Raw genomic sequence first — 21,600 nt, 5'->3', positions numbered from 1 at the left:
TCATCCCTTACAGCTTGGACACGGCGAGTTGCGCCGCCAGTTGCGCCACGGAGGCATCCATGAGGTCGGTCAGCGGCTTCGGGTAGATGCCGAAGGCCAGCACCGCCGCCGCAAACGTTGCCAGCACGATGGCCTCGCGGGCGTTGAGATCGGTCAGCTGGGCGACATTCGGGTTGGCCACCTCACCGAAAACGACCCGCTTGACCAGCCACAGCGTGTAGGCGGCGCCGATCACCAGGGTCAGTCCGGCCAGCGCGGCCAGCCACGGGTTGGCCTGGAAGGCCGCCAGGATGACCATGAACTCGCCAACGAAGCCCGAGGTGCCGGGAAGACCGGAGTTGGCCATGCCGAACAGGACGAAGAAGGCCGCGAAGCAGGGCATGGTGTTGACCACGCCACCGTAGTCGGCGATCCGCCGGGTGTGCATGCGGTCATAGATCACGCCGACACAGGAGAACATCGCGCCGGAGATGAAGCCGTGCGAGATCATCTGGACCATCGCGCCCTGCAGGCCGAGCTCGGCGGCGTCGGTGCGGCCGGACTCGCGGATCAGGGCGAAGGCGATGAAGCAGCCCAGGGTGACAAAGCCCATGTGCGAGATCGACGAATAGGCGATCAGCTTCTTCATGTCCTCCTGCACCAGCGCGACCAGGCCGACATAGACCACGGCGATCAGCGACAGCGCGATCACCAGCCAGGCCCACTCCTGCCCGGCATCCGGGACGATCGGCAGGGAGAAGCGGATGAAGCCGTAACCGCCGATCTTCAGCATGATCGCCGCCAGCACCACCGAGCCACCGGTCGGCGCCTCGACGTGGGCGTCGGGAAGCCAGGTGTGCACGGGGAACATCGGCACCTTGACCGCAAAGGCCAGCAGGAAGGCGAAGAACAGCCACATCTGCTCGGTCGCGCCGAGCTTCAGCGTGTAGAGATCGGCCAGCTGGAAGCTGCCGCCCTTCAGGTACAGGTAGACCAGCCCGACCAGCATGAACACCGAGCCGAGGAAGGTGTAGAGGAAGAACTTGATCGCCGCGTAGACGCGCCGCTGGCCGCCCCAGACGCCGATGATGATGAACATCGGGATCAGCATGCCCTCGAAGAACACGTAGAACAGCATCGCGTCCATGGCCGCGAACACGCCGACCATCATGCCCTCCAGGATCAGGAAGGCAGCCAGGTACTGGTGAACCCGGTCGGTCACCGACCCCCAGGCAAGGACCACGACCAGCACGGTGGTGAAGGTCGTCAGCATGATCAGCGCGACCGAGATGCCGTCAACGCCCAGGGCGTAGAAGATATCCAGCGCCGGGATCCATGCCTTGTTCTCGACGAACTGCATGGCCGCCGAACTGGCGTCAAAACCCGTGTACAGCGGCAGGCTGAGCAGAAACACCAGGATCGAGACCAGCAGCGCAAAGCTCTTGGCGGCCGCCGCCCTGTTCGGGCCGAACAGCAGCGTTGCCGCGCCGCCCAGCACCGGCACCCAGATCAGCAGACTGAGTAGAGGCCAACTCGAAGCCATGGACAACATCCTTATCCTGCAGGTGCCGGGTCAGCCCAGCGAGAGAATCAGCACGCCAAGCAGCGCGACGAGGCCGACGATCATCGCCAGCGCGTAGTGGTAGAGATAGCCCGACTGCACGTGGCGCACGATCGCGGCGATGCGGTCGACCAGCGAGGCCGTGCCATCGACCATGACGCCGTCGATCACCGCCGCATCGCCGCCGCGCCAGAAGGCGCGGCCAAGCTTGAGGCTGCCGCCGGCAAACAGGGCCTGGTACAGGTCGTCGAAGCCGTACTTGTTCTCCAGCACGCGCACGATCGGCGCCAGCGCCTTGCGGCTGCGCTCGGCGATCGACGGCTGGAACAGGTAGATCCAGGTGGCCGAGGCAAAGCCTGCGAAGGCCAGCCAGAACACGGGCGAGGCCCAGAAGTGCAGACCGAAGCCCACCGCCGCCGACATCCAGCCGTTCTCGTCGTGCCAGACCTTGTCGGCGACGCCGGCCAGCGTGTTGTTGACCTCGTTGACAAAGATCGCGCCGCTGAAGAAGTCACCGAACAGCATCGGGCCGACGGTGAAGAAGCCGATCGCGATCGAGGGGATCGCCAGCAGCACCAGCGGCAGGGTCACCACCCAGGGCGACTCGTGCGGTTCGTGCGCGCCGTGGTCGTCATGGCCGTGGCCATGGTTGTCATGGGCGTGGTCATCGTGACCATGCGCCGGCGCGTGGCGGAAGCGCTCCTCGCCGTGGAAGGTCAGATAGAGCAGGCGGAAGCTGTAGAAGCTGGTGACGAAGACGCCGAGCAGAACGGCCCACATCGCATACTGCTGCACCCAGCCGCCGGTTTCGGCAGCCACCTCGGTGGCGATGATGATGCTGTCCTTCGAGTAGTAGCCGGAGAAGAACGGCGTGCCGACCAGGGCCAGCGTGCCGATCACCGAGGTGATCCAGGTGATCGGCATGTACTTGCGCAGGCCGCCCATGCGGCGCATGTCCTGCTCGTGATGCATGCCGATGATCACGCTGCCTGCAGCCAGGAACAACAGGGCCTTGAAGAAGGCGTGGGTCATCAGGTGGTAGACCGCCCCGGCATAGGCCGACACGCCGAGCGCCACGGTCATGTAGCCGAGCTGCGACAGCGTCGAGTAGGCCACCACGCGCTTGATGTCGTTCTGCACGATGCCGATCAGGCCGGTGAAGAAGGCCGTGGTCGCGCCGATGAAGAGCACGAAGCTGAGCGCCGTCTCGCTCATCTCGAATAGGGGCGACATGCGGGCGACCATGAAGATGCCCGCGGTGACCATGGTCGCGGCGTGGATCAGCGCCGAAATCGGAGTCGGGCCTTCCATCGAGTCCGGCAGCCAGACGTGCAACGGCACCTGCGCCGACTTGCCCATGGCGCCGATGAACAGACAGATGCAGATGAAGGTCGGCACCGACCACATCACCGTGCCCCAGGGCGAGAAGGTGGCGTCAGCGATCGACGGCGCGGCGGCAAAGGCCTCGGCGTAGTCGAGGGTGCCAAGCCAGTACAGCACGCCGGCGATACCCAGCAGGAAGCCGAAGTCGCCGACCCGGTTGACCAGGAAGGCCTTGAGGTTGGCGAAGATCGCGCTGGGGCGCTTGTACCAGAAGCCGATCAGCAGGTAGGACACGAGCCCCACCGCCTCCCAACCGAAGAACAGCTGCATGAAGTTGTTGCTCATGACGAGCATCAACATCGAGAAGGTGAACAGCGAGATGTAGCTGAAGAAGCGCTGGTAGCCGGGATCCTCGTGCATGTAGCCGATGGTGTAGACGTGCACCAGCAGGGACACGAAGGTGACCACCACCATCATCATCGCGGTCAGGCGATCGACCAGGAAGCCGACGTGGGCCGAGTACTCGCCGATCTGGAACCAGGTGTAGACGTTCTGGTTGAAGATCGGCGCGCCGCCCCAGACCAGGTCGTAGAGCACCTTCATCGACAGCGCGCAGGACACCGCGACGCCCAGGATGGTGACGGTGTGTGCGCCGGTTCGCCCGACCTGCCTGCCGAACAGGCCGGCGACGATGGCGCCAAACAGCGGCGCCAGCGCGATCACCAGCAGGGTCGATTGTTCAATCGCCATGAGAATCCCCGAAAAACCTGCAGCTTCGACGGCGCTTGCCGTCAACCCTTCATCGAATCCAGCTCACCGACGTTGATCGTGCCGCGGTTGCGGAACAGCGTGACCAGGATGGCCAGGCCGATGGCCGCCTCGGCCGCCGCGACGGTGAGAATGAAGAACACGAAAACCTGCCCGCCCACGTCACCGAGGTAGCGCGAGAAGCCGATGAAGTTGATGTTGACCGACAGCAGCATCAGTTCGATGGCCATCAGCAGAATGATCACGTTGCGCCGGTTCATCACGATGCCGAGCACGCTGATGCAGAACAGCACGGCGCCGAGCGCCAGATAGTGACCCAGGCTGATCATTGCTCGCCCCCCTTGCTCTCGGCATCCATCTTGACGATGCGCACGCGGTCCTCGCGGCGCACCATCACCTGGCGTGCCGGGTCCTGGTGCTTGGTGTTGGCCCGCCGGCGCAGGGTCAGCATGATCGCGGCGATGATGGCCACGGTCAGGATCACCGCGGCGATCTCGAACGGGTACAGGTAGTCGGTGAACAGCGCCATGCCCAGCCACTTGGTGTTGCCCCCGGCGGCGGCCGCGGGGTCGGTGCTGCCGAACACCTGCTCGACCCGCTGGACGCCGATCAGGGCCAGCATCTCCAGCGCCATCACGATGGCGATGGCGATGGCGACCGGCAGATGGCGGGCCACGCCCTCACGTCCCGTGCCCGGCTTGATGTCCAGCATCATGACCACGAACAGGAACAGCACCATCACCGCGCCCACGTAGACCAGAACCAGGGCGATGGCGAGGAACTCGGCCTCGGCCAGCAGCCAGATGCAGGCCACCGAGAAGAAGGTCAGCACCAGCAGCAGGGCGGCATGGACCGCGTTGCGCACGGTGACTACGCCCAAGCCTGCTAGGGCGGCGACTCCGGCGAACACGTAGAAGGCCAGCAGTGAAAAATCCATCGCTCTCTACATCCGTTGGTGGCGGGGCCGATTGGCCTACCGCCGCATGAAGGGATCAGCGGTAGGCCGCGTCCAGGGCCTTGCGCTCGGCAATTTCGGCCTCGAGCCGGTCCCCGATCGCGAGCAGCTGCAGCTTGTTCACCACGTTCTCGCCGCGCTTCTCGAAGTGATACTCGTGGACATGGGTCTCGACGATCGAGTCCACCGGGCAGCTCTCTTCGCAGAAGCCGCAGTAGATGCACTTGAACAGGTCGATGTCGTAGCGCGTCGTGCGCCGGGTGCCATCCGCGCGCGGCTCGGAATCGATGGTGATGGCCAGCGCCGGACAGACCGCCTCGCAGAGCTTGCAGGCAATGCAGCGCTCTTCACCGTTTGGATAACGGCGCAGCGCATGCAGGCCGCGGAAGCGATGCGACTGCGGGATCTTCTCCATTGGATAGCGCATGGTGTACTTCGGCGCCCACAGGTAGCGCCAGGTGAGCACCATGCCCTGGAGCAGCTCCAGCAGCAGCAGCGATCGCAGATAGCCAACAACCCTACTCATGACGGATCAGACCCCAATCTCAAACCAGCGGTAGTGGGCGAACAGCGCCACGACGAGAATCCAGACGATGGTGATCGGAATGAACACCTTCCAGCCCAGGCGCATGATCTGGTCGTAGCGGTAGCGCGGGAAGGTCGCGCGGAACCACAGGAAGAAGAAGGCGAAGAAGAACGCCTTGGCGAACAGCCACCACACGCCGCTCTCGGACAGGAAGCCGAGGCCCCAGCCCTGGAACGGGCTCAGCCAGCCGCCCATGAACAGCAGCGCCGAGAGGAAGCTGATCAGGATCATGTTGGCGTATTCGGCGAGGAAGAACAGCGCGAAGGTCGCGCCCGAATACTCGACGTGGAAGCCGGCGACGATCTCCGACTCGCCTTCGGCGACGTCGAAGGGCGCGCGGTTGGTTTCCGCCACGCCGGAGATGAAGTAGATGATGAACAGCGGGAACAGCGGCAGCCAGAACCACTCGAAGAAGCCGGCGTCACCGGCCTGCGCGTTGACGATCTCGGTCAGGTTCAGCGAGCCCGCCGCAGCCAGCACGCCGACCAGGGCAAAGCCCATGGCAATCTCGTAGCTGACCACCTGGGCCGCCGAGCGCAGCGCACCGAGGAAGGCGTACTTCGAGTTGGAGGCCCAACCGGCAAGGATCACGCCGTAGACGCCCATCGAGGTCATGGCCAGCAGGTAGAGCAGACCGGCATTGGCATTGGAGAGCACGATGCCGTCCTCGAACGGCACCACCGCCCAGGCGGCAAACGCCGGAGCCAGGGCCAGGATCGGTGCGAGGCGGAACAGGAAGGGGCTGGAATTGGTCGGGACCAGCACCTCCTTGAACAGGAGTTTGAAGACATCGGCGAAGGGCTGGAGGATGCCGGCACCGACGTGCATCGGCCCGTGGCGGACGTGCATCCAGCCGATGACCTTGCGTTCCCACAGCGTGTAGAAGGCCACGCAGAGAATCAGCGGCACGGTGACCGCGAGAATCTTCAGCAGGGTCCAGGCGAGTAGAAGCAGCGTATCCATGCGTCAGGCCTTGGCCAGGGTCAGCGTATGGCCGGTTCCGGCCAGCGCCGCGGTGGCGGCATCCACGTTCTCGATCCAGATCGCTCCGCGGGCGACCGCGGCATCCACCGCCAGCGGCAGGCTGGCCTTGCCGCGGCCGTCGTCGAGCTTGACGATGCCGCCGGCGGACAGGCCCCGGGCCAGCGCATCCTCGGGATGCATGCGCACCTGCGCGGCCCGATTGAGCGGGTGGGACTGCAGCGGCGCCGCTCGGCGCACGCTGGCGTCGCAGCGGTAGATGCCGGTGCTGGCGATGCGCACCAGACCCTCGCCCTGTTGCGCCCGCTTGGGCAGCTCGCGCTCGCCCTGCGCCGGCGCGCCGACCGTCTCAAGCCCCTCCGGGCTGAGGAAATCGAAGCCCGGCACCTGCAGGACCTCACCCAGCGCGCGCAGCACCTTCCAGCCCTCGCGGGCCTCGCCAGGCGCCTTGGCGCCGGCCTGGGTGCGCTGGGTCTTGCCGAGCGCATTGGTGTAGTTCGCGGCCATCTCCTCGGCGGCGGCGATCGGCAGCAGCACCTTGGCCACCGAGCGGATCGCCTCGCCGGCGAAGGCGGTGAAGGCCACCACCTGCTGGGCCGAGGCCAGCGACTTCATCAGGGCCGCGGCGTGCGAGCCGTCGAGGTCCGGCTCGATGCCGTACAGGAGGAAGGCCTCGCAGCCCTTGTCGGCCATGTCGGCGGCGTCGCGGGCGGCGGGCAGAACGCCCTCACCCACCAGACCGAGTGCATTGGAGCCGGCCCAGAGCTGGTTGAGCGGCGCGCCGAGGCAGTTCGCCACGTGACGGGCGGCCTGGCGCAGCCAGCTGCCCTGGGCGTGGTTGAGGCAGAGCTCGCCGAGCAGGACCACCGGCCGCTGCGCCTTGCGCAGGGTCTCGGCAATGGCCTTCGTCGACTCATCGGCCCGGGCGTCGCCGAGCGCCGCAGCCAGGCCCGCCGGCGGCGACTGCTTGCCGTCCTCGCCGAGGCCGTGGCCCAGCGCCAGCAGCGCGTCGACCAGGCCCTGCGGATCGCGGATCAGCTTGTGCGCCAGTTCGACGTTGAGGTTCTCGTCCAGCGCATCGATGTGGATGACCTTGGCGCCCTGCTTCCAGGCCTTGCGCACGCGGTGGCCGAGGATCGGCGCCTCGCGGCGCGGGTTGCCGCCGATGACCAGGATGCAGTCCGACTGCTCGACGTCCTCGAGGCTGGCCTCGAAAGCCTTGGCCACGGCGCCGTCGCTGAAGTCGGCCAGCTGCAGCCGGTGGTCGAGGTTGGCGCAGCCCAGGCCCTTGGCAAGCGCCGCCAGCAGGCGGCCTTCCTCGTTCGAGGTCCCCGGATGGACCAGCATGCCGAGATTCGCGGCCGGCACCTTCTTCAGCGCCTCGGCGGCGGCAGCCAGGGCCTCGCTCCAGCTCGCCTCGCGCCAGCCCTCGCCATTGCGGATCATCGGGACGCTCAGGCGGTCCTCGGACTTCAGGCCCCAGTGCGCGTAGCGGTCACGATCGGCCAGCCAGCTCTCGTTGATCGACTCGTTGGCGCGGGGCACGACGCGCAGCACTTCGCCGCGGCGCACGTGCATGAAGAGGTTCGAGCCCAGCGCGTCATGGCTGCCGATGCCCTCGCGGGCGGTCAGTTCCCAGGCGCGGGCGCGGAAGCGGAACGGCTTGTTGGTCAGCGCGCCGACGGGGCAGACGTCGATCAGGTTGCCGGACAGTTCGCTTTCGATCGACTTGCCGATGTAGGTGCCGATCGACAGGTTCTCGCCGCGGCCCATGCCGCCCAGCTCCATCGTGCCGGCGATCTCGGTCGAGAAGCGCACGCAGCGGGTGCAGTGGATGCAGCGGGTCATGTCGGTGGCGACCAGCGGACCGATGTCCTCGTCGGGTACCACGCGCTTGCGCTCGACGAAGCGGCTGACCGAGCGGCCGTAGCCCATGGCCACGTCCTGCAGCTCGCACTCGCCACCCTGGTCGCAGATCGGGCAGTCCAGCGGATGGTTGATCAGCAGGAATTCCATCACGTTGCGCTGCGAATCCAGCGCCCGCTTGGACTGCGTGTAGACCTTCATCCCCTCCATCACCGGCGTGGCGCAGGCGGGCATCGGCTTGGGCGCCTTTTCGACGTCGACCAGGCACATGCGGCAATTGGCCGCGATCGGCAGCTTCTCGTGGTAGCAGAAGCGCGGGATGGCGATGCCGGCCTTGTCCGCGGCCTGGATGACCATCGAGCCCTTGGGCGCGGTCATCGCCACGCCGTCGATCTCGATATTGACGTGGTCAGGCGGGGTACTCGGGGTGCTGGGCTGCGCGCTCACGCCGCCTCCTTCACGTTGCCGGCCGCCTGGTCATCGACCAGGAAGCGCTTGTTGACGATGGCGTACTCGAACTCCGCCCAGTAGTGGCGCAGGAAGCCCTGCACCGGCCAGGCGGCGGCCTCGCCGAAGGCGCAGATGGTGTGGCCCTCGATCTGCCCGGCCGCGGCCTTGAGCAGGGTGAGGTCCTCAAGGGTCGCCTTGTGCTCGCAGATGCGCGACAGGACACGGTACATCCAGCCGGTGCCCTCGCGGCATGGCGTGCACTGGCCGCAGCTTTCCTTGTAGTAGAACTGCGAGATGCGACGGCAGGCGCGAACCATGCAGGTGGTCTCGTCCATGACGATCACCGCGCCGGAGCCGAGGCCGGAGCCCGCCTTCTGCAGCGAGTCGTAGTCCATGGTCAGGCCCATCATGGTGTCGCCCGGAAGCACCGGCATCGAGGAACCACCCGGGATCACCGCCTTCAGCTTGCGTCCACCGCGCACGCCGCCGGCCATTTCCAGCAGTTCGCTGAACGGCGTGCCGAGGCGGACCTCGAAGTTGCCCGGGTTGTTGACGTGACCGGAGACGCTGAACACCTTTGGCCCGCCGTTGTTCGGCTTGCCAAGGCCGAGGAACCACTCGGCACCGTTGCGGATGATCGCCGGCACCGAGGCGAAGGTCTCGGTGTTGTTGATCGTGGTCGGCCGGCCATAGAGGCCGAAATTGGCCGGGAAGGGCGGCTTGTAGCGCGGCTGGCCCTTCTTGCCCTCCAGCGACTCCATCAGCGCGGTTTCCTCACCGCAGATGTACGCGCCCGCGCCGAGCGCGGTGTACAGGTCGACATCGACGCCGCTGCCGAGGATGTCCTTGCCCAGCCAGCCATTGGCATAGGCCTCCTTGAGCGCCTCCTCGAAGTGCTCGAAGGGCTCGTGGTGGAACTCGCCGCGCAGGTAGTTATAGCCCACGGTCGAGCCCATCGCGTAGCAGGCGATCGCCATGCCCTCGATGACCGAGTGCGGGTTGTAGCGCAGGATGTCGCGGTCCTTGCAGGTGCCAGGCTCGGACTCATCGGAATTGCACAGCACGTACTTCTGCCCGGGCGCATTGCGCGGCATGAAGCTCCATTTCAGGCCAGCCGGGAAGCCTGCACCGCCGCGGCCGCGCAGGCCCGAGGTCTTGACCATGTTGATGACGTCTTCCTGCGAGATCTTCTCGGACAGGATCTTGCGCCAGGCCTGGTAGCCGCCGGCCTTGAGATAGTTCTCGTAGCTCCACGGCTTGTCGAAGTGGAGCGTGGTGTAGACGACGTTGTGTTCCTGCGGGGCGGGACCGACTGCCATCTGTGACCTCACTTCAATCCGTCGAGAATGCGGTCGACCTCGTCGGTCGTCAGCTTCTCGTGGTAATGCCCATTGACCACCATCATCGGCGCGCCGCAGCAGGCGGCCAGGCACTCTTCCTCGCGCTTGAGGTAGACCCGGCCGTCGGCGCTGCTCTCGCCAAGCTTGATGCCGAGCTTCTTCTCGCAGTGGCGCACGATGTCCTCGGCGCCGTTCAGCCAGCAGGAGATGTTGGTGCAGATGGCCACGTTGTTGCGGCCGACCTCGCGGGTCTCGAACATCGAGTAGAAGGTCGCCACCTCGTAGGCCCAGACCGGCGGCAGGTCGAGGTACTTGGCCACCGCGGCGATCAGCTCATCGGTCAGGTGGCCGTGGTTCTGCTCCTGCGCCGCGAACAGGCCCTGGATGACTGCCGAGCGCTTGCGCTCGGGCGGGAACTTGGCCACCCAGTGGTCGATGTGCTCGCGGGTGTGCTCGCTGAGCACCGCCTGCGGGTCGACGTCCTTGACTGCTTCGAAGTTGCCTGTGGCTTTCATGCATCGAGCCTGTGATTCGTGATTCGTGATTCGTGATTCGAAAGAGCATCCGTGCCGCATTTTCGACGCGAGCCGGGCTGGCGCAGCGAATCACGAATCACGAATGACCGATCACGGCAGTTCACCGATCGATCTCCCCGAAGACGATGTCGTAGGTACCGATCATCGCCACCACGTCGGACAGCATGTGGCCGCGGACGATCTCGTCCATCGAGGACAGGTGGGCGAAGCCCGGGGCGCGCAGCTTGACGCGGAACGGCTTGTTGGCGCCGTCTGAGATCATGTACACGCCGAATTCGCCCTTGGGCGCCTCCACCGCGGCATAGGTCTCGCCGGCGGGGACGCTGTAGCCCTCGGTGAACAGCTTGAAGTGGTGGATCAGCGCTTCCATGTCGTCCTTCATCTCCTCGCGGGAGGGCGGGACGATCTTGAAATTCTTCGGCATGACCGGGCCGGGGTTGGCGCGCAGCCAATCGACGCACTGCTTCATGATCCGCACCGACTGGCGCATTTCCTCGACGCGCACGAGATAACGGTCGTAGCAGTCGCCATTGACGCCCACCGGAATGTCGAAATCGACCTCGGCGTACTTGGCGTAGGGCTGCTTCTTGCGCAGGTCCCAGGCCACGCCCGAACCGCGCAGCATCGGGCCGGTCATGCCCCAGGCCTTGGCCTGCTCCGGCGGGATCACGCCGATGCCGACGGTGCGCTGCTTCCAGATGCGGTTGTCGGTGAGCAGGGTCTCGTACTCGTCGACGCGCTTGGGGAAGTCGGCGCAGAAGGCATCAAGGAAGTCGAGCATCGAGCCCTCGCGCCAGGCATTGATGCGCTGCAGCTCCTTGCCCTTGCGCCAGGGCGACTCGCGGTACTGCGGCATGCGGTCGGGCAGGTCGCGGTAGACGCCACCGGGGCGGTAGTAGGTCGCGTGCATGCGGGCGCCGGAGACCGCCTCGTAGCAGTCCATCAGCTCCTCGCGCTCGCGGAAGGCGTACAGGAACATCGCCATCGCGCCGAGATCGAGGCCGTTGGTGCCCACCCACATCAGATGGTTGAGAATGCGGGTGATCTCGTCGAACAGGGTGCGGATCCACAGCGCCCGCTCCGGCACCTCGAGGCCGAGCAGGTTCTCGATGGCGCGCACGTAGGCGTGCTCGTTGCACATCATCGAGACGTAGTCGAGGCGGTCCATGTAGCCGATCGACTGGTTGTAGGGCTTGGACTCGGCCAGCTTCTCGGTGCCACGGTGCAGCAGGCCGACGTGCGGGTCGGCACGCTGCACCGTCTCGCCGTCCATCTCCAGCACCAGGCGCAGCACGCCATGCGCTGCCGGGTGCTGCGGGCCGAAGTTAAGCGTGTAGTTGCGGATTTCCTGCATGGCTCAGCTTCCCTGCTCGGCGCGCGACTGCTGGTAGCGCGAGTCCTCGCGGACCACGCGGGGCACCAGCACGCGGGGTTCCACCGAGGTGACCGGCTCGTAGACCACCCTGCCCTTTTCGGCATCGAAGCGGACCTCGACGTTGCCGATCAGCGGGAAGTCCTTGCGGAACGGATGCCCGACGAAGCCGTAGTCAGTGAGGATGCGGCGCAGGTCCGGATGACCCTCGAAGACGATGCCGAACAGGTCGAAGGCCTCGCGCTCGAACCAGTTCAGGCCGGGCCAGATCTCGGTCAGCGAGGCCACCACCGGCAGCGAGTCATCGGCGCAGAAGGTGCGCACGCGCAGGCGCTGGTTCAGCTCGACCGACAGCAGATGGATGACCACCGCAAAGCGACGTGGGTCCGAAGCCGGACGCGGCCGCTCTTCCCAGGTGAATCGGCCCGGACCTGCGCCCTCGATGCCGCGCGAAAAGCCTTCATCGGAGACGTCGTCGGTGTCCCACTCGTCCTGGCCGAAGCCGAGATAGTCGACGCCGCAAAGGTCGACGCAGGTGTCGAAACGCAGCTCGGCGTCGTCGCGAAGCAGACGGGCGACCTCGAGCCAGTTATCGGAGCCCACCTCGATGGTGACCTCACCGTGCTCGGCGCGAAGGGTCTGCAGCTTGTCGCCCAGTCGGGCCCGCAAGCGGTCGGACAGGGCCGTGGAGGTGTCAGGCATGGCGATGGCTATCCCGGAACTGGCGCAATCAGCGGGCGATGGTGTTGGTCCGCCGGATCTTCTTCTGCAACTGGAGGATGCCGTAGACCAGGGCCTCGGCAGTCGGCGGGCAGCCCGGCACGTACACGTCGACCGGAACGATCCGGTCGCAGCCGCGGACCACCGCGTATGAGTAGTGGTAGTAGCCGCCGCCATTGGCGCAGCTGCCCATCGAGATCACCCACTTGGGGTCGGGCATCTGGTCGTAGACCTTGCGCAGCGCGGGGGCCATCTTGTTGACCAGGGTGCCGGCGACGATCATCACGTCAGACTGGCGCGGGCTTGGTCGGAAGACGACGCCGTAGCGGTCGAGGTCCAGGCGCGAGGCGCCGGCGTGCATCATCTCGACCGCGCAGCAGGCAAGGCCGAAGGTCATCGGCCACATCGAACCGGTGCGCGCCCAGTTCAGCAGGGTGTCGACCGAGGTGGTGACGAAGCCGCGCTCAAGCAGCGGGTTGTCGCCCTCGGGACGGAGGATGTCGTCGACGCGACCGATCGGCTCCGGATTATTGAAGAACTGCGCGATGCCCATGGCTCACTCCCACTCCAGCGCGCCCTTCTTCCACTCGTAGGCGAACCCGACGACGAGGATGCCGAGGAAGATGGTCATGGCGATGATGGCGGTCATACCGATCTCGCGGAACACCAGCGCCCAGGGGAACAGGAACGCGATCTCGAGATCGAAGATGATGAAGAGGATGGCGACGAGGTAGTAGCGCACGTCGAACTTCATGCGCGCGTCCTCGAAGGCCTCGAAGCCGCACTCGTACGGAGACAGCTTCTCGGCATCCGGCCGCTTGGGACCGAAGACGGTGCCTACGGTCAGCAGGACCACGCCGATGGCCGTTGCGACGATCAGGAACAGCAGGACTGGAAGATACTCAGCCAACACGGGGTTGAAGCCTCCCGCACCCTGACGGGCGCTTCCATGCGGCCGCCGAGGACGGCCCGGTTAGCGTATTAAACAGGATCCGATGCGAGATCCCTGTCAAGCTTGGTGCCCAGAGTGGGACTCGAACCCACACAGCTTGCGCCACTACCCCCTCAAGATAGCGTGTCTACCAATTCCACCATCTGGGCATTGTCTTTTCGATGCTGGCCGAGGGCGGCCAACCGAGGCTCGAAATTGTAGCAGGGGAGGAACCTGCCGAGGAGACTCCGTTACTCGCTTTTTTCGCTCTCCGCCTCGTTCTCCACCGCGCCCGCGGCAGGCTCGGCAGCCACCGGCACCTCGCCGTCGTTGGCGGCGGGCGGCGCGACTTCATTCGCGGCCGGCAGTTCACTGCTGGCAGGCGCCGGGTCGACCGGAGCGCTCGGCACTTCGGCCGCCGCGGGCAGGGCACCCATGACGCCGAGGTCGTCGGTGGCCGGGCCGAGGTTGGCCATCCGGCTGGCGTACATCGCCATGCCCATGCTGATCACGAAGAACAGCGTGGCCAGCACGGCAGTCGACTTGGACAGGAAATTGGCCGAGCCGCGGGCACCGAACACGGTCGCCGAGGCGCCACCGCCGAAGCCGGAACCGGCCGCGGCACCCGCGCCGCGCTGAAGCAGGATCAGCACGATCATGCCCGCGGCGACGAGAACATAGAGGATGTTTGCGAAGGTCAGCAGCATTTCAATCAGGTCCGGCCCGCCGCCGCAGCGACGATGCCCATGAATTCCGTGGCGATCAGTGAGGCTCCGCCAATCAACCCGCCATCGACGTCCGGCTGGGAAAACAGCTCGGCGGCGTTGGCGGCCTTGACGCTTCCGCCGTAAAGCACCGGAAGCAAGTCCGCAATCGTAGCACTGAACGCGGCAACTTCGCTACGGAGAAAACGATGTACGTCCTGCGCCTGCTCCGGCGAGGCGGTCTTGCCGGTACCGATCGCCCAGCGCGGCTCATAGGCCAGCAGCGCCTTCTCGAAGGTGGCCGGGCCACCCAGGCGCAGCACGGGATCGAGCTGGGCGCGGAGCACCTGCTCGGTCTCGCCGCGCTCGCGCTCCTCGAACGATTCACCCACGCAGAGCACCGGCAGCAGACCGGCACGACGCGCGGCCATGAACTTCTGTGCCACCAGCTCGTTGCTCTCGGCCTGGTACTGGCGTCGCTCGGAGTGACCGCAGAGCACATAGCGGCAGCCGATGTCGCGCAGCATGCGGGTCGAGACTTCGCCGGTATGCGCACCCTCCTCGCGCGGCGAGACGTCCTGGGCACCAAGCTGCACGGCGGACTCGCCGAGCGCGTTGCGCACCGCATGCAGATGCACGAAGGGCGGAATGACGACGACCTCGACGCCCGTCGTCGAGCCCGCGGCGGCGGCCACTTCCGCGGCCAGCGAGCGCGCGCTCTCAAGCGTGCCGTGCATCTTCCAGTTACCGGCGACGATCGGCTTACGCATGCGTGGTTCCTCCCGCGGTCGAAGGCGCGCGAGGATACCGGCCTGACCCGCCCGCAGCAATGCTGCGCCGCGGCGTGACCCGCGCGCCTAGCCCGGACATTTCATGAGGGGGCGGATGATCGCGCAGGGTGAGCAAGGGCGCCTTGAACAGTCCAGTGGACTGTTCAGCCCGCCGCGAACGCCCCGGCAGAGGCAGGTAGCGCCGAGCGGAAGGCGCGACGAGTCCAGGTGGCGGGCCCACCTGGGCGAAGAGCAACGCGGCGATCGGCGCCAGGGACAAGCGAGGGCCGCGCCAGCCGTGGATCGCTTCGGCGCAAAGTGTTCGGAGCAAAAGGTCACGTGAACCCGCTGCCAGACGCCAGATGCAGAGCGAGTCATGGCGACCTCGTGAAATGTCCGGGCTAGCGGTGGATGATCTGCGGCCGCATCGGCGCCAGCCGCCTCAGGAGCCGGTTCTGGGCCCGGGTCGGCACCTCGAGCGCCTCCATGGCATCGACCAGGTCCTCGACCAGGGCGTTGAAATCGGCCTCGGTCAGATCAAGGCCGATGTGGGCGTCCTCCATCGACAGGCCCCGGTAGGTGCATGGCCCACCGGCTTCGACGCAGAACTGTTCAACGAGCCGCTCATGCAGCTGGATGATGTCGGTCTGGGCGAAGTGGTGGGCGATGCGCTCATCCTCCACCAGCCGGACCAGCATTTCCTCGACGATGGCCGAGATCCCCTCCCGCCCCCCCAACTGGCGGTACAGGCCATCATCGCTGGCCGGCTGCGGCAGCCCGGCGCAGGCCGCCAGCAGGCAGGCCAGAAGGAGGCAGACGGCAGGCCGGATCACCGACTTACCTGCAGCGAAAGGTACCAGCCACGCTGGTCGCGCAGGCTGGCCACGTCGCCAAGATCGGCCCAGGCCGCCACCACGGCCACCCGCTTGTTCGGAAACCAGGCGATGAAGGCGTCCTGCCAGGCCTGTTCGCGTGCGAATCCAAGGTTGTCCGGCTTCTGCCGGTACTCATAGCCCAGCGCCCAGTGGCGGTCGAGCAGGATGGCGAGCGAGCCCTCCCAGACCAGGCTGCGGCCGTTCCGGCGATCCCCGCCGAATCCCAGCAGCCCGGCCTGGTTGGCGCGGGTCGACCGCAGGTTGAGATGGCCAAGCAGGTTGTAGCCACCGGCGCCGCCCAGCCAGAGCTTGCTGGCGGCGAGCAGCCAGTCAGTGTCGGTGTCGTCGCGGGCACCGACCAGGACGGGCACGGCGAAATCTCGCTGTCGCTTGTGCTGGGCGATCAGCGAAAGCTGTGGCCAGGGCGAGTAGACCAGATCGCCAGCAAGGCGCAGCTTGGCCGAGTACACGTCCTGGCGGAACCGATCAATGGGCAGGTCGAGTGAGGCGGCGAGCGTCGGCAGGGCAAGCCGCTGGCGGGCGACTCCCAGCTCCAGCCGGTTGCTCCAGCCGAACGCCAGTCCGCGGGCTTCCAGCTCGTAATCGCCGGTGACCGCGCGGGTAGCGAAGGCGCTGCCTCCCCACTGACCCTCGCTGCCGTAGCCAGCGATCACCGCCCAGGGCACGATGCCGCCGCCGGCACCGCCCTCGAAGACCGAGGCACCTCCGGTGGCCAGCAGTCGCCCACCCTGCCCGGCCCGGCCTTCGGCGCAAGGCGCCCCGGCAACGAGCAGGCCGAGCAGCAGCGCGGCCGCGACGCGACCTTGCCAGCGCCCGCTCACCGCTGCGCCTCGCCGTGCGCGGCCACCCGCTCCTTGCGCCGCCGCTCGCCCCACCAGCGGGCGAACTCCTCGGGCTCCAGCGGGCGCGAGTGAAGATACCCCTGGGCCAGCTCACAACCCTGTCGGCGCAGGACCTCCAGGCCTTCTTCTGTTTCCACACCCTCGGCGACAACCACCAGGGCGAGGGCGTGGGCCAGCTGGACGATGGAGCTGACGATGCGCTCATCATCGGTGCCGGCACGCAGGGCCATGACAAAACTCTTGTCGATCTTCAGCTGGTCGACCGGCAGCCGCTTGAGCTGGGCCAGGGTCGACTGGCCGGTGCCGAAGTCGTCAACGGCGATCGGAATGCCGGCCGAGCGCAGCTTGTGCAGGGTCGCGATCGACTGCTCGAGATCCTGCATCATCGCGCTCTCGGTCACCTCGATGACCAGCAACTCCGGGGCGATGCGGTACTTCGAGATCAGACCGAGCACCGTCTCGGGCAGATCCTGTCGGGAGAGGTCGAGCGCCGACAGGTTGATCGCCACCCCGCAGTCGATGCCGCGGAGGCGCCAGTCGTCGAGCTGCTGCAGGGCGCGGCCGATCACGAAGCGGGTGATCGAGGGAATCAGGCCGGCGTGTTCGGCCAGGGCGACGAACTCGTCCGGCGGCACGAAGCCAAGCTCGGGGTGCCGCCAGCGCAGCAGGGCCTCTGCGTGCACGGGGCGCTCGTCGAGAACGGCCATCTGCGGCTGGAAGACCAGCTGCAGTTCACCGCGCGATTCGGCATGGCGCAGGTCGCCGATCAGACGCAGCCGGCGAAGGTGCGCCTCCTCGCTGCCCTTCTGATAGAACGAGATGACCTGCCCGCCCCGCTTGGCGGCGCCGAGCGCGATATCCGACCGGCGCAGCAGCTGGGCGGCATCGATGGCGTCCTCGGGAAACAGCGCGACTCCGACGTAGACATCCAGCGCCAGCTCGGTCCGGCTCAGCACCAGCGGCGCCTTCATCGCCGCGACCAGCCGCTCGACCCGCGCCTGCGCATCGTCGGCACCGATCCCGTACATCAGCAGCAGGAACTCGTTGCTGCCGACCCTCGCGACCAGATCCTGACCGCGGACAGCGCCCTTGAGGCGTTCGGCACAGCGCACCAGCACCTCGTCGCCGAAGGCCTGCCCAAGCAGGTTGTTCACCTCGCGAAAACGGCGGATGTCGACCCGGACGACGGCGCCGTGCGCGACCGCACCGTCCTTGGCTTCCATCGCCAGGGTCAGCCGGTGCAGCGCCTGGTCGCGGTTGGGCAGGTCGGTCAGTCCATCATGGGTGGCCTGGTGAAGGATGCGCCGCTCGCGCTCGCCGATCGCCCTCTGCATGCGGGTGAAGGCCCGGGCCAGCTGGCCGATCTCATCGTCGCCGCGCGCCTCGACCGGGGCCTCGTAGTCGCCCTGGCGCATGCGTGTCGCGGCATCGGCCAGCTGAGCCACCGGCCGCGACACCCGGGTCCCGATCCAGCTGGCGACCGCGAGGGTGATCAGGGCCGCGAGCAGGCCCAGCCACAGCGCGCGGCTCTGCAGTCCGGCGAAGGGCTGCAGAGCCTGCTCGCGAGCGCTGCTCATCAGCAACCAGACCGGCGCCGAGCCGTCGCGGGTCAGCCGTTCCGCGCGCAGGGCACGGCCGGCCAGCCCCTCCATCTGTGCCCATTCGTGGTCGCTGTCGGCCGAGGAAAGGGTGGCGCAGAATCCCTGCGGCGAATCGAAGGCGGCAAGCGCGGGAGACTGCGCCACGACCCGGCAGTCCGAGCCGAGCGCCAGGGCGGCATCCAGGCCGGTGATCGATTCGAAGCGCCCCAGTGACTCCCGCCCCATCTCCTCCCCGACCGCGACCCAGCCGACCAGATCGGGCGCAAACACCGGCGCCAGGGCGTAGCGGATCGGCCGTCCGGACAAGGCGAGCACGCCCGCCGCAAAGCCCTGCTGGCGCGCCGCCTCCAGCGCCAGACCCAGGTCAGCGTCGCGGAGTTCGGCGCCGTCAGGCAGGTGGCTCGCCGTGGTCATTCCCTCGGCATCCAACAGCAGCCCGTACTGCGCACCCAGCCGCTCGGTCTGGTTGGCCAGGACCGAACGGAGGGTCGGCGGGTCTTCGGTCGCCACCGCCTGTTTGAACCCGAAATCATCGGCCAGCACCAGCAGACGCTCGGTGAGCTGAACAAGCTGCGCGCCGTGGGACTGTGCCCAGACCCGGCTGCCCACCTCCAGCTGCCGGTGAAGCTGCTGGTCCACCGCGGTCGATACGGCGTAGCGCGTCGCAACCAGCACCGTGATCTGGAAGCTGACGATGATCGCCAGCATGGACAGCACCACGCGTCGCGCGAACCGACCGCGGCCACGCAGGGGTCGCGGTGCGGGGGCGGGACCCGGCTCAGTCGCGCTCACGGTCCAGAGCCCGAAAACGCTCCTGCAGGGCGCGCAGGCGCTCGTCACCGCGCGGCGGGCGCGGCGGCTTGAGGGACAGCTCAAGGCTCACTGATTCCTGCGCATCCTCCGGCAGCTCCACGGAATGCAGGAGCGGCTCACCGGCCTGGCGCTCGTGCCAGATCCGCAGGCGGTAGGCGCCCGCCGGCAGGTCGGCCAGACGCGCCACGCCCTCCGCGTTGCTGACCGCGTAACGCTCCGTTTCGACGACGACGATGAATCCGATCATGGCGTCGTGGATGTTGCAGCCCAGCGTGACCAGTCCGGCCTTGTCGAACACCACAGGGTCGGGCGGCGTACCCGCGTACAGGGGCAGCTCGAAGCGCTTGGCAGCCGAGAACGAGTAGACCTGGTGCCGGGTGCTGTCGCTGTTGGGAAAGCTCACCGGCGAGCCGCGCGTGACGATCAGCTGGCGCGGGACGAACTCGGAGTTCACCTGATCCATGACCGCAGGACTCGGCGTGGGCGCAGGCGCGCCCGGCTCGAGCAATTCGACCACCGCGTGGGCCACCGGCCCATCGGCGGCGCGCAGGCTGACGACAAGCTCGGCAGCGCCGGCGCCCCCCGCCCAGCAGGCCGCTGCACCGATCATCCCTGTCACCCACCTTCGGGCCGCTTCACGCATGTCGCTGTCCAGCCAGGCTGTCGTCGGCCATCATAGCGGCGCATTCATGACGACGCCGAGGAGATCTCCATGCACGCAGCAGTCGAAGCGCGCGGCCACGCGCTGGTCACCGGAGCCTCGGCAGGCATCGGCGCGGCCCTGGCCCGCGAGCTGGCCCGCCGGGGACATCCCCTGATCCTCACCGCCCGGCGCGCCGACCGCCTGGAAGCCCTGCGTGAAGAGCTGTCCAAGCAGGTCGACTGCAGGGTACTGGTGGCCGATCTGGAAGACCCCGAGGCGCCGACGCAGCTGCTCGACGCCGTGGCCGAGCAAGGCATCGAGGTCGGGTTGCTGGTCAACAACGCCGGCTACGGCGTGCCCGGGACCTACGGCTCGGTCGACTGGGAGACTCACGCCCGCTTCCTGCAGATCATGATCACCGCGGTCTGCGAGCTGAGCTGGCGCTTCCTGCCGCAGCTGCAGCGCAACGCCGGCGGCGTCATCAACGTGGCCTCGCTGGCCGGCCACGTGCCGGGCTCCGCCGGGCACACGCTGTACGCGGCGGCGAAGAGCTTCATGATCAAGTTCTCGCAGTCGCTGGCGCTGGAGAACGCCGAACATGGCATGCGCGTCTGCGCCCTGTGCCCGGGCTTCACCTACTCGGAGTTCCACGACGTCACCGGCACCCGCGACCAGGTATCGAAGATGCCGGACTACATGTGGATGCAGGCCGAAGACGTCGTCCGCGAGGGCCTCGACGCCTGGGAGCGCGGCGAGATCGTCTGGGTGCCCGGCAAGGTGAATCGGGTGATCAAGACCCTCACCGCGCTGATGCCCGACCGCATGGCCCTGAAGCTGGTCGCCAAGCGCTCGAAGGATTTCAGGAAGTTGTGAGGAGGGCGTAGGGCTCAGGGACTAGGGCTCAGGGCTCAGGGCTCAGAAACTAGGGGCTAGGGCTCAGGGCCTGGGGCTCAGGAAAGAAGCATAGAGCCACGTCTTCGCGTCATCCCGCTCTTCTGAGCCCTAGCCCCTAGCCCCTGAGCCCTCAGATCAGCTTGATCTCGCGCAGCCGCTCGAGCAGGTACTCGTGCGAGCTGATCGGCTGCGGGTAGCGGTTCGGATTGTCGGCGCTGATGCAGGAGGGCAGCGTCTCGATCATGAAATCCGGGTTCGGGTGCAGGAAGAACGGCGTCGAGTAGCGCGGCTGGCGCGCGGCGTCGCCCGGGGGATTGGTGACCCGGTGGGTGGTCGACGGATACACGTGATTGGTCAGGCGCTGCAGCATGTCGCCGATATTGACCACGATGGTGTCGCCGTCCGCGGTGAAGGGCACCCACTCGCCCTGGGTCGAGCGCACCTCGAGGCCGGCCGAGCTGGCACCGACCAGCAGGGTGATCAGGTTGATGTCCTCGTGGGCGCCTGCGCGCACATTGGGAATGTCGGGCGCGGTGATCGGCGGGTAGTGGATCGGGCGCAGGATCGAATTGCCGAAGTCGGTCTTGTCGGCGAAGTAGTCCTCGGCGAGGCCGATGTGCAGGGCCAGTGCGCTGAGCACGCGGGAGCCGAGTCCGTCCAGCGCGTTGTAGAGATCGAGCGCGGCCTTGCGGAAACCGTCGATCTCCTCGGGCCAGACGTTGGCCGGCATCACGTCCGCGTACTTCGAATCCCGCGGGATCTCCCGGCCGACATGCCAGAACTCCTTCAGGTCGGGGAACTTCGAATCCTTGGCGGTCTCGATGCCGAACGGCGTGTAGCCGCGGGCGCCGCCGGTACCGGGCAGGTGGTAGCGGCGCTTGACCTCGTCAGGCAGGGCGAAGAACGCCTTGAACGCCTGGTAGGCGGCGTCGATGGTCGCGGTCGGGATGCCGTGGTGGCTGATTCCGCAGAAGCCCCATTCCCGGTAGGCAGCGCCGATCTCGGCGACGAAGGCCGTTCGGTCGGAGTCGAAGCGACGGATGTCGAGGGTGGGAATGCGGTGCATCGG

General features: G+C 67.0%; 21 protein-coding genes and 1 tRNA gene. 1 reads left to right on the top strand and 21 read right to left on the bottom strand.

All coding sequences use genetic code 11. The features are described from left to right. Window positions 1-7: 7 nt before the first annotated feature. The 20 genes from M0G41_RS13585 to M0G41_RS13490 form a co-directional block, all read right to left on the bottom strand. Entirely contained in the window at window positions 8-1,522 is a 1,515-nt protein-coding gene (locus tag M0G41_RS13585; protein WP_248210291.1) for an NADH-quinone oxidoreductase subunit M, read from the bottom strand. A gap of 30 nt (window positions 1,523-1,552) precedes the next feature. Then, window positions 1,553-3,619, bottom strand: a complete 2,067-nt coding sequence (gene nuoL / locus M0G41_RS13580; RefSeq protein ID WP_248210437.1) for an NADH-quinone oxidoreductase subunit L — start codon at window positions 3,617-3,619, stop codon at window positions 1,553-1,555. A gap of 35 nt (window positions 3,620-3,654) precedes the next feature. Next, window positions 3,655-3,960, bottom strand: a complete 306-nt coding sequence (nuoK, locus tag M0G41_RS13575) for an NADH-quinone oxidoreductase subunit NuoK (protein ID WP_248210290.1) — start codon at window positions 3,958-3,960, stop codon at window positions 3,655-3,657. Next, a complete protein-coding gene (locus M0G41_RS13570; RefSeq protein ID WP_248210289.1) occupies window positions 3,957-4,568 on the bottom strand; it encodes an NADH-quinone oxidoreductase subunit J in 612 nt (203 codons plus the stop codon). The genes nuoK and M0G41_RS13570 overlap by 4 nt, the downstream gene beginning before the upstream one ends. Before the next feature lie 55 nt (window positions 4,569-4,623). Beyond that, window positions 4,624-5,112, bottom strand: a complete 489-nt coding sequence (nuoI, locus tag M0G41_RS13565) for an NADH-quinone oxidoreductase subunit NuoI (RefSeq protein WP_248210288.1) — start codon at window positions 5,110-5,112, stop codon at window positions 4,624-4,626. A 6-nt stretch (window positions 5,113-5,118) separates the two neighbouring features. After that, a complete protein-coding gene (nuoH, locus tag M0G41_RS13560) occupies window positions 5,119-6,135 on the bottom strand; it encodes an NADH-quinone oxidoreductase subunit NuoH (protein WP_248210287.1) in 1,017 nt (338 codons plus the stop codon). A 3-nt stretch (window positions 6,136-6,138) separates the two neighbouring features. After that, complete coding sequence (gene nuoG / locus M0G41_RS13555; RefSeq protein ID WP_248210285.1) at window positions 6,139-8,466, bottom strand: NADH-quinone oxidoreductase subunit NuoG; 2,328 nt, start codon at window positions 8,464-8,466, stop codon at window positions 6,139-6,141. Next, window positions 8,463-9,788, bottom strand: coding sequence for an NADH-quinone oxidoreductase subunit NuoF (gene nuoF / locus M0G41_RS13550; RefSeq protein WP_248210284.1), 1,326 nt, complete (start codon window positions 9,786-9,788; stop codon window positions 8,463-8,465). Before nuoF ends, nuoG begins: the two co-directional genes overlap by 4 nt. 8 nt (window positions 9,789-9,796) lie before the next feature. Beyond that, window positions 9,797-10,324, bottom strand: a complete 528-nt coding sequence (nuoE, locus tag M0G41_RS13545) for an NADH-quinone oxidoreductase subunit NuoE (protein WP_248210282.1) — start codon at window positions 10,322-10,324, stop codon at window positions 9,797-9,799. Window positions 10,325-10,445: 121 nt separating this feature from the next. Then, window positions 10,446-11,699 carry an NADH-quinone oxidoreductase subunit D gene (locus M0G41_RS13540; RefSeq protein ID WP_248210279.1) on the bottom strand — a complete coding sequence of 418 codons (1,254 nt, stop codon included), beginning with the start codon at window positions 11,697-11,699 and terminating at the stop codon, window positions 10,446-10,448. A 3-nt stretch (window positions 11,700-11,702) separates the two neighbouring features. Further along, window positions 11,703-12,419: an NADH-quinone oxidoreductase subunit C gene (locus M0G41_RS13535; protein WP_248210277.1), complete on the bottom strand. Its 717-nt coding sequence runs from the start codon at window positions 12,417-12,419 to the stop codon at window positions 11,703-11,705. 28 nt (window positions 12,420-12,447) lie between these two features. Then, window positions 12,448-12,990, bottom strand: a complete 543-nt coding sequence (locus M0G41_RS13530) for a NuoB/complex I 20 kDa subunit family protein (protein WP_248210276.1) — start codon at window positions 12,988-12,990, stop codon at window positions 12,448-12,450. Window positions 12,991-12,993: 3 nt separating this feature from the next. Beyond that, window positions 12,994-13,350 (bottom strand): NADH-quinone oxidoreductase subunit A, encoded by a 357-nt coding sequence (locus M0G41_RS13525; RefSeq protein WP_248210274.1) that lies wholly within the window; start codon window positions 13,348-13,350, stop codon window positions 12,994-12,996. A 103-nt stretch (window positions 13,351-13,453) separates the two neighbouring features. Then, a tRNA-Leu gene (locus M0G41_RS13520) sits at window positions 13,454-13,538 on the bottom strand. Between the two features lie 81 nt (window positions 13,539-13,619). Further along, a complete protein-coding gene (secG, locus tag M0G41_RS13515; protein ID WP_248210272.1) occupies window positions 13,620-14,075 on the bottom strand; it encodes a preprotein translocase subunit SecG in 456 nt (151 codons plus the stop codon). A gap of 5 nt (window positions 14,076-14,080) precedes the next feature. Then, window positions 14,081-14,842 carry a triose-phosphate isomerase gene (gene tpiA, locus M0G41_RS13510; RefSeq protein ID WP_248210271.1) on the bottom strand — a complete coding sequence of 254 codons (762 nt, stop codon included), beginning with the start codon at window positions 14,840-14,842 and terminating at the stop codon, window positions 14,081-14,083. 401 nt (window positions 14,843-15,243) lie between these two features. Next, entirely contained in the window at window positions 15,244-15,675 is a 432-nt protein-coding gene (locus M0G41_RS13505) for a group I truncated hemoglobin (RefSeq protein WP_248210270.1), read from the bottom strand. Beyond that, on the bottom strand, window positions 15,672-16,559 hold the full coding sequence (locus M0G41_RS13500) for a DUF3034 family protein (RefSeq protein ID WP_425511254.1): 888 nt from the start codon (window positions 16,557-16,559) through the stop codon (window positions 15,672-15,674). The genes M0G41_RS13505 and M0G41_RS13500 overlap by 4 nt, the downstream gene beginning before the upstream one ends. After that, window positions 16,556-18,889, bottom strand: a complete 2,334-nt coding sequence (locus M0G41_RS13495; protein WP_248210269.1) for a putative bifunctional diguanylate cyclase/phosphodiesterase — start codon at window positions 18,887-18,889, stop codon at window positions 16,556-16,558. Before M0G41_RS13495 ends, M0G41_RS13500 begins: the two co-directional genes overlap by 4 nt. Before the next feature lie 70 nt (window positions 18,890-18,959). Beyond that, entirely contained in the window at window positions 18,960-19,604 is a 645-nt protein-coding gene (locus M0G41_RS13490; RefSeq protein ID WP_248210268.1) for a methylamine utilization protein, read from the bottom strand. 102 nt (window positions 19,605-19,706) lie between these two features. Between M0G41_RS13490 and M0G41_RS13485 the strand changes: the two genes are divergently transcribed. Beyond that, window positions 19,707-20,510, top strand: a complete 804-nt coding sequence (locus M0G41_RS13485) for an SDR family NAD(P)-dependent oxidoreductase (RefSeq protein ID WP_248210267.1) — start codon at window positions 19,707-19,709, stop codon at window positions 20,508-20,510. Window positions 20,511-20,661: 151 nt separating this feature from the next. On the opposite strand, the gene M0G41_RS13480 is transcribed toward M0G41_RS13485, so the two are convergent. Beyond that, complete coding sequence (locus tag M0G41_RS13480) at window positions 20,662-21,597, bottom strand: isopenicillin N synthase family dioxygenase (protein WP_248210266.1); 936 nt, start codon at window positions 21,595-21,597, stop codon at window positions 20,662-20,664. Between the last annotated feature and the right edge of the window lie 3 nt (window positions 21,598-21,600).

Origin of the sequence: Pseudomarimonas salicorniae (genome assembly GCF_023156535.1) — a bacterium.
GTDB lineage: Bacteria > Pseudomonadota > Gammaproteobacteria > Xanthomonadales > Xanthomonadaceae > Pseudomarimonas > Pseudomarimonas salicorniae.
Note: the sequence above shows the minus strand (reverse complement) of the source record. Positions and strands in the feature narration are given on the sequence as shown.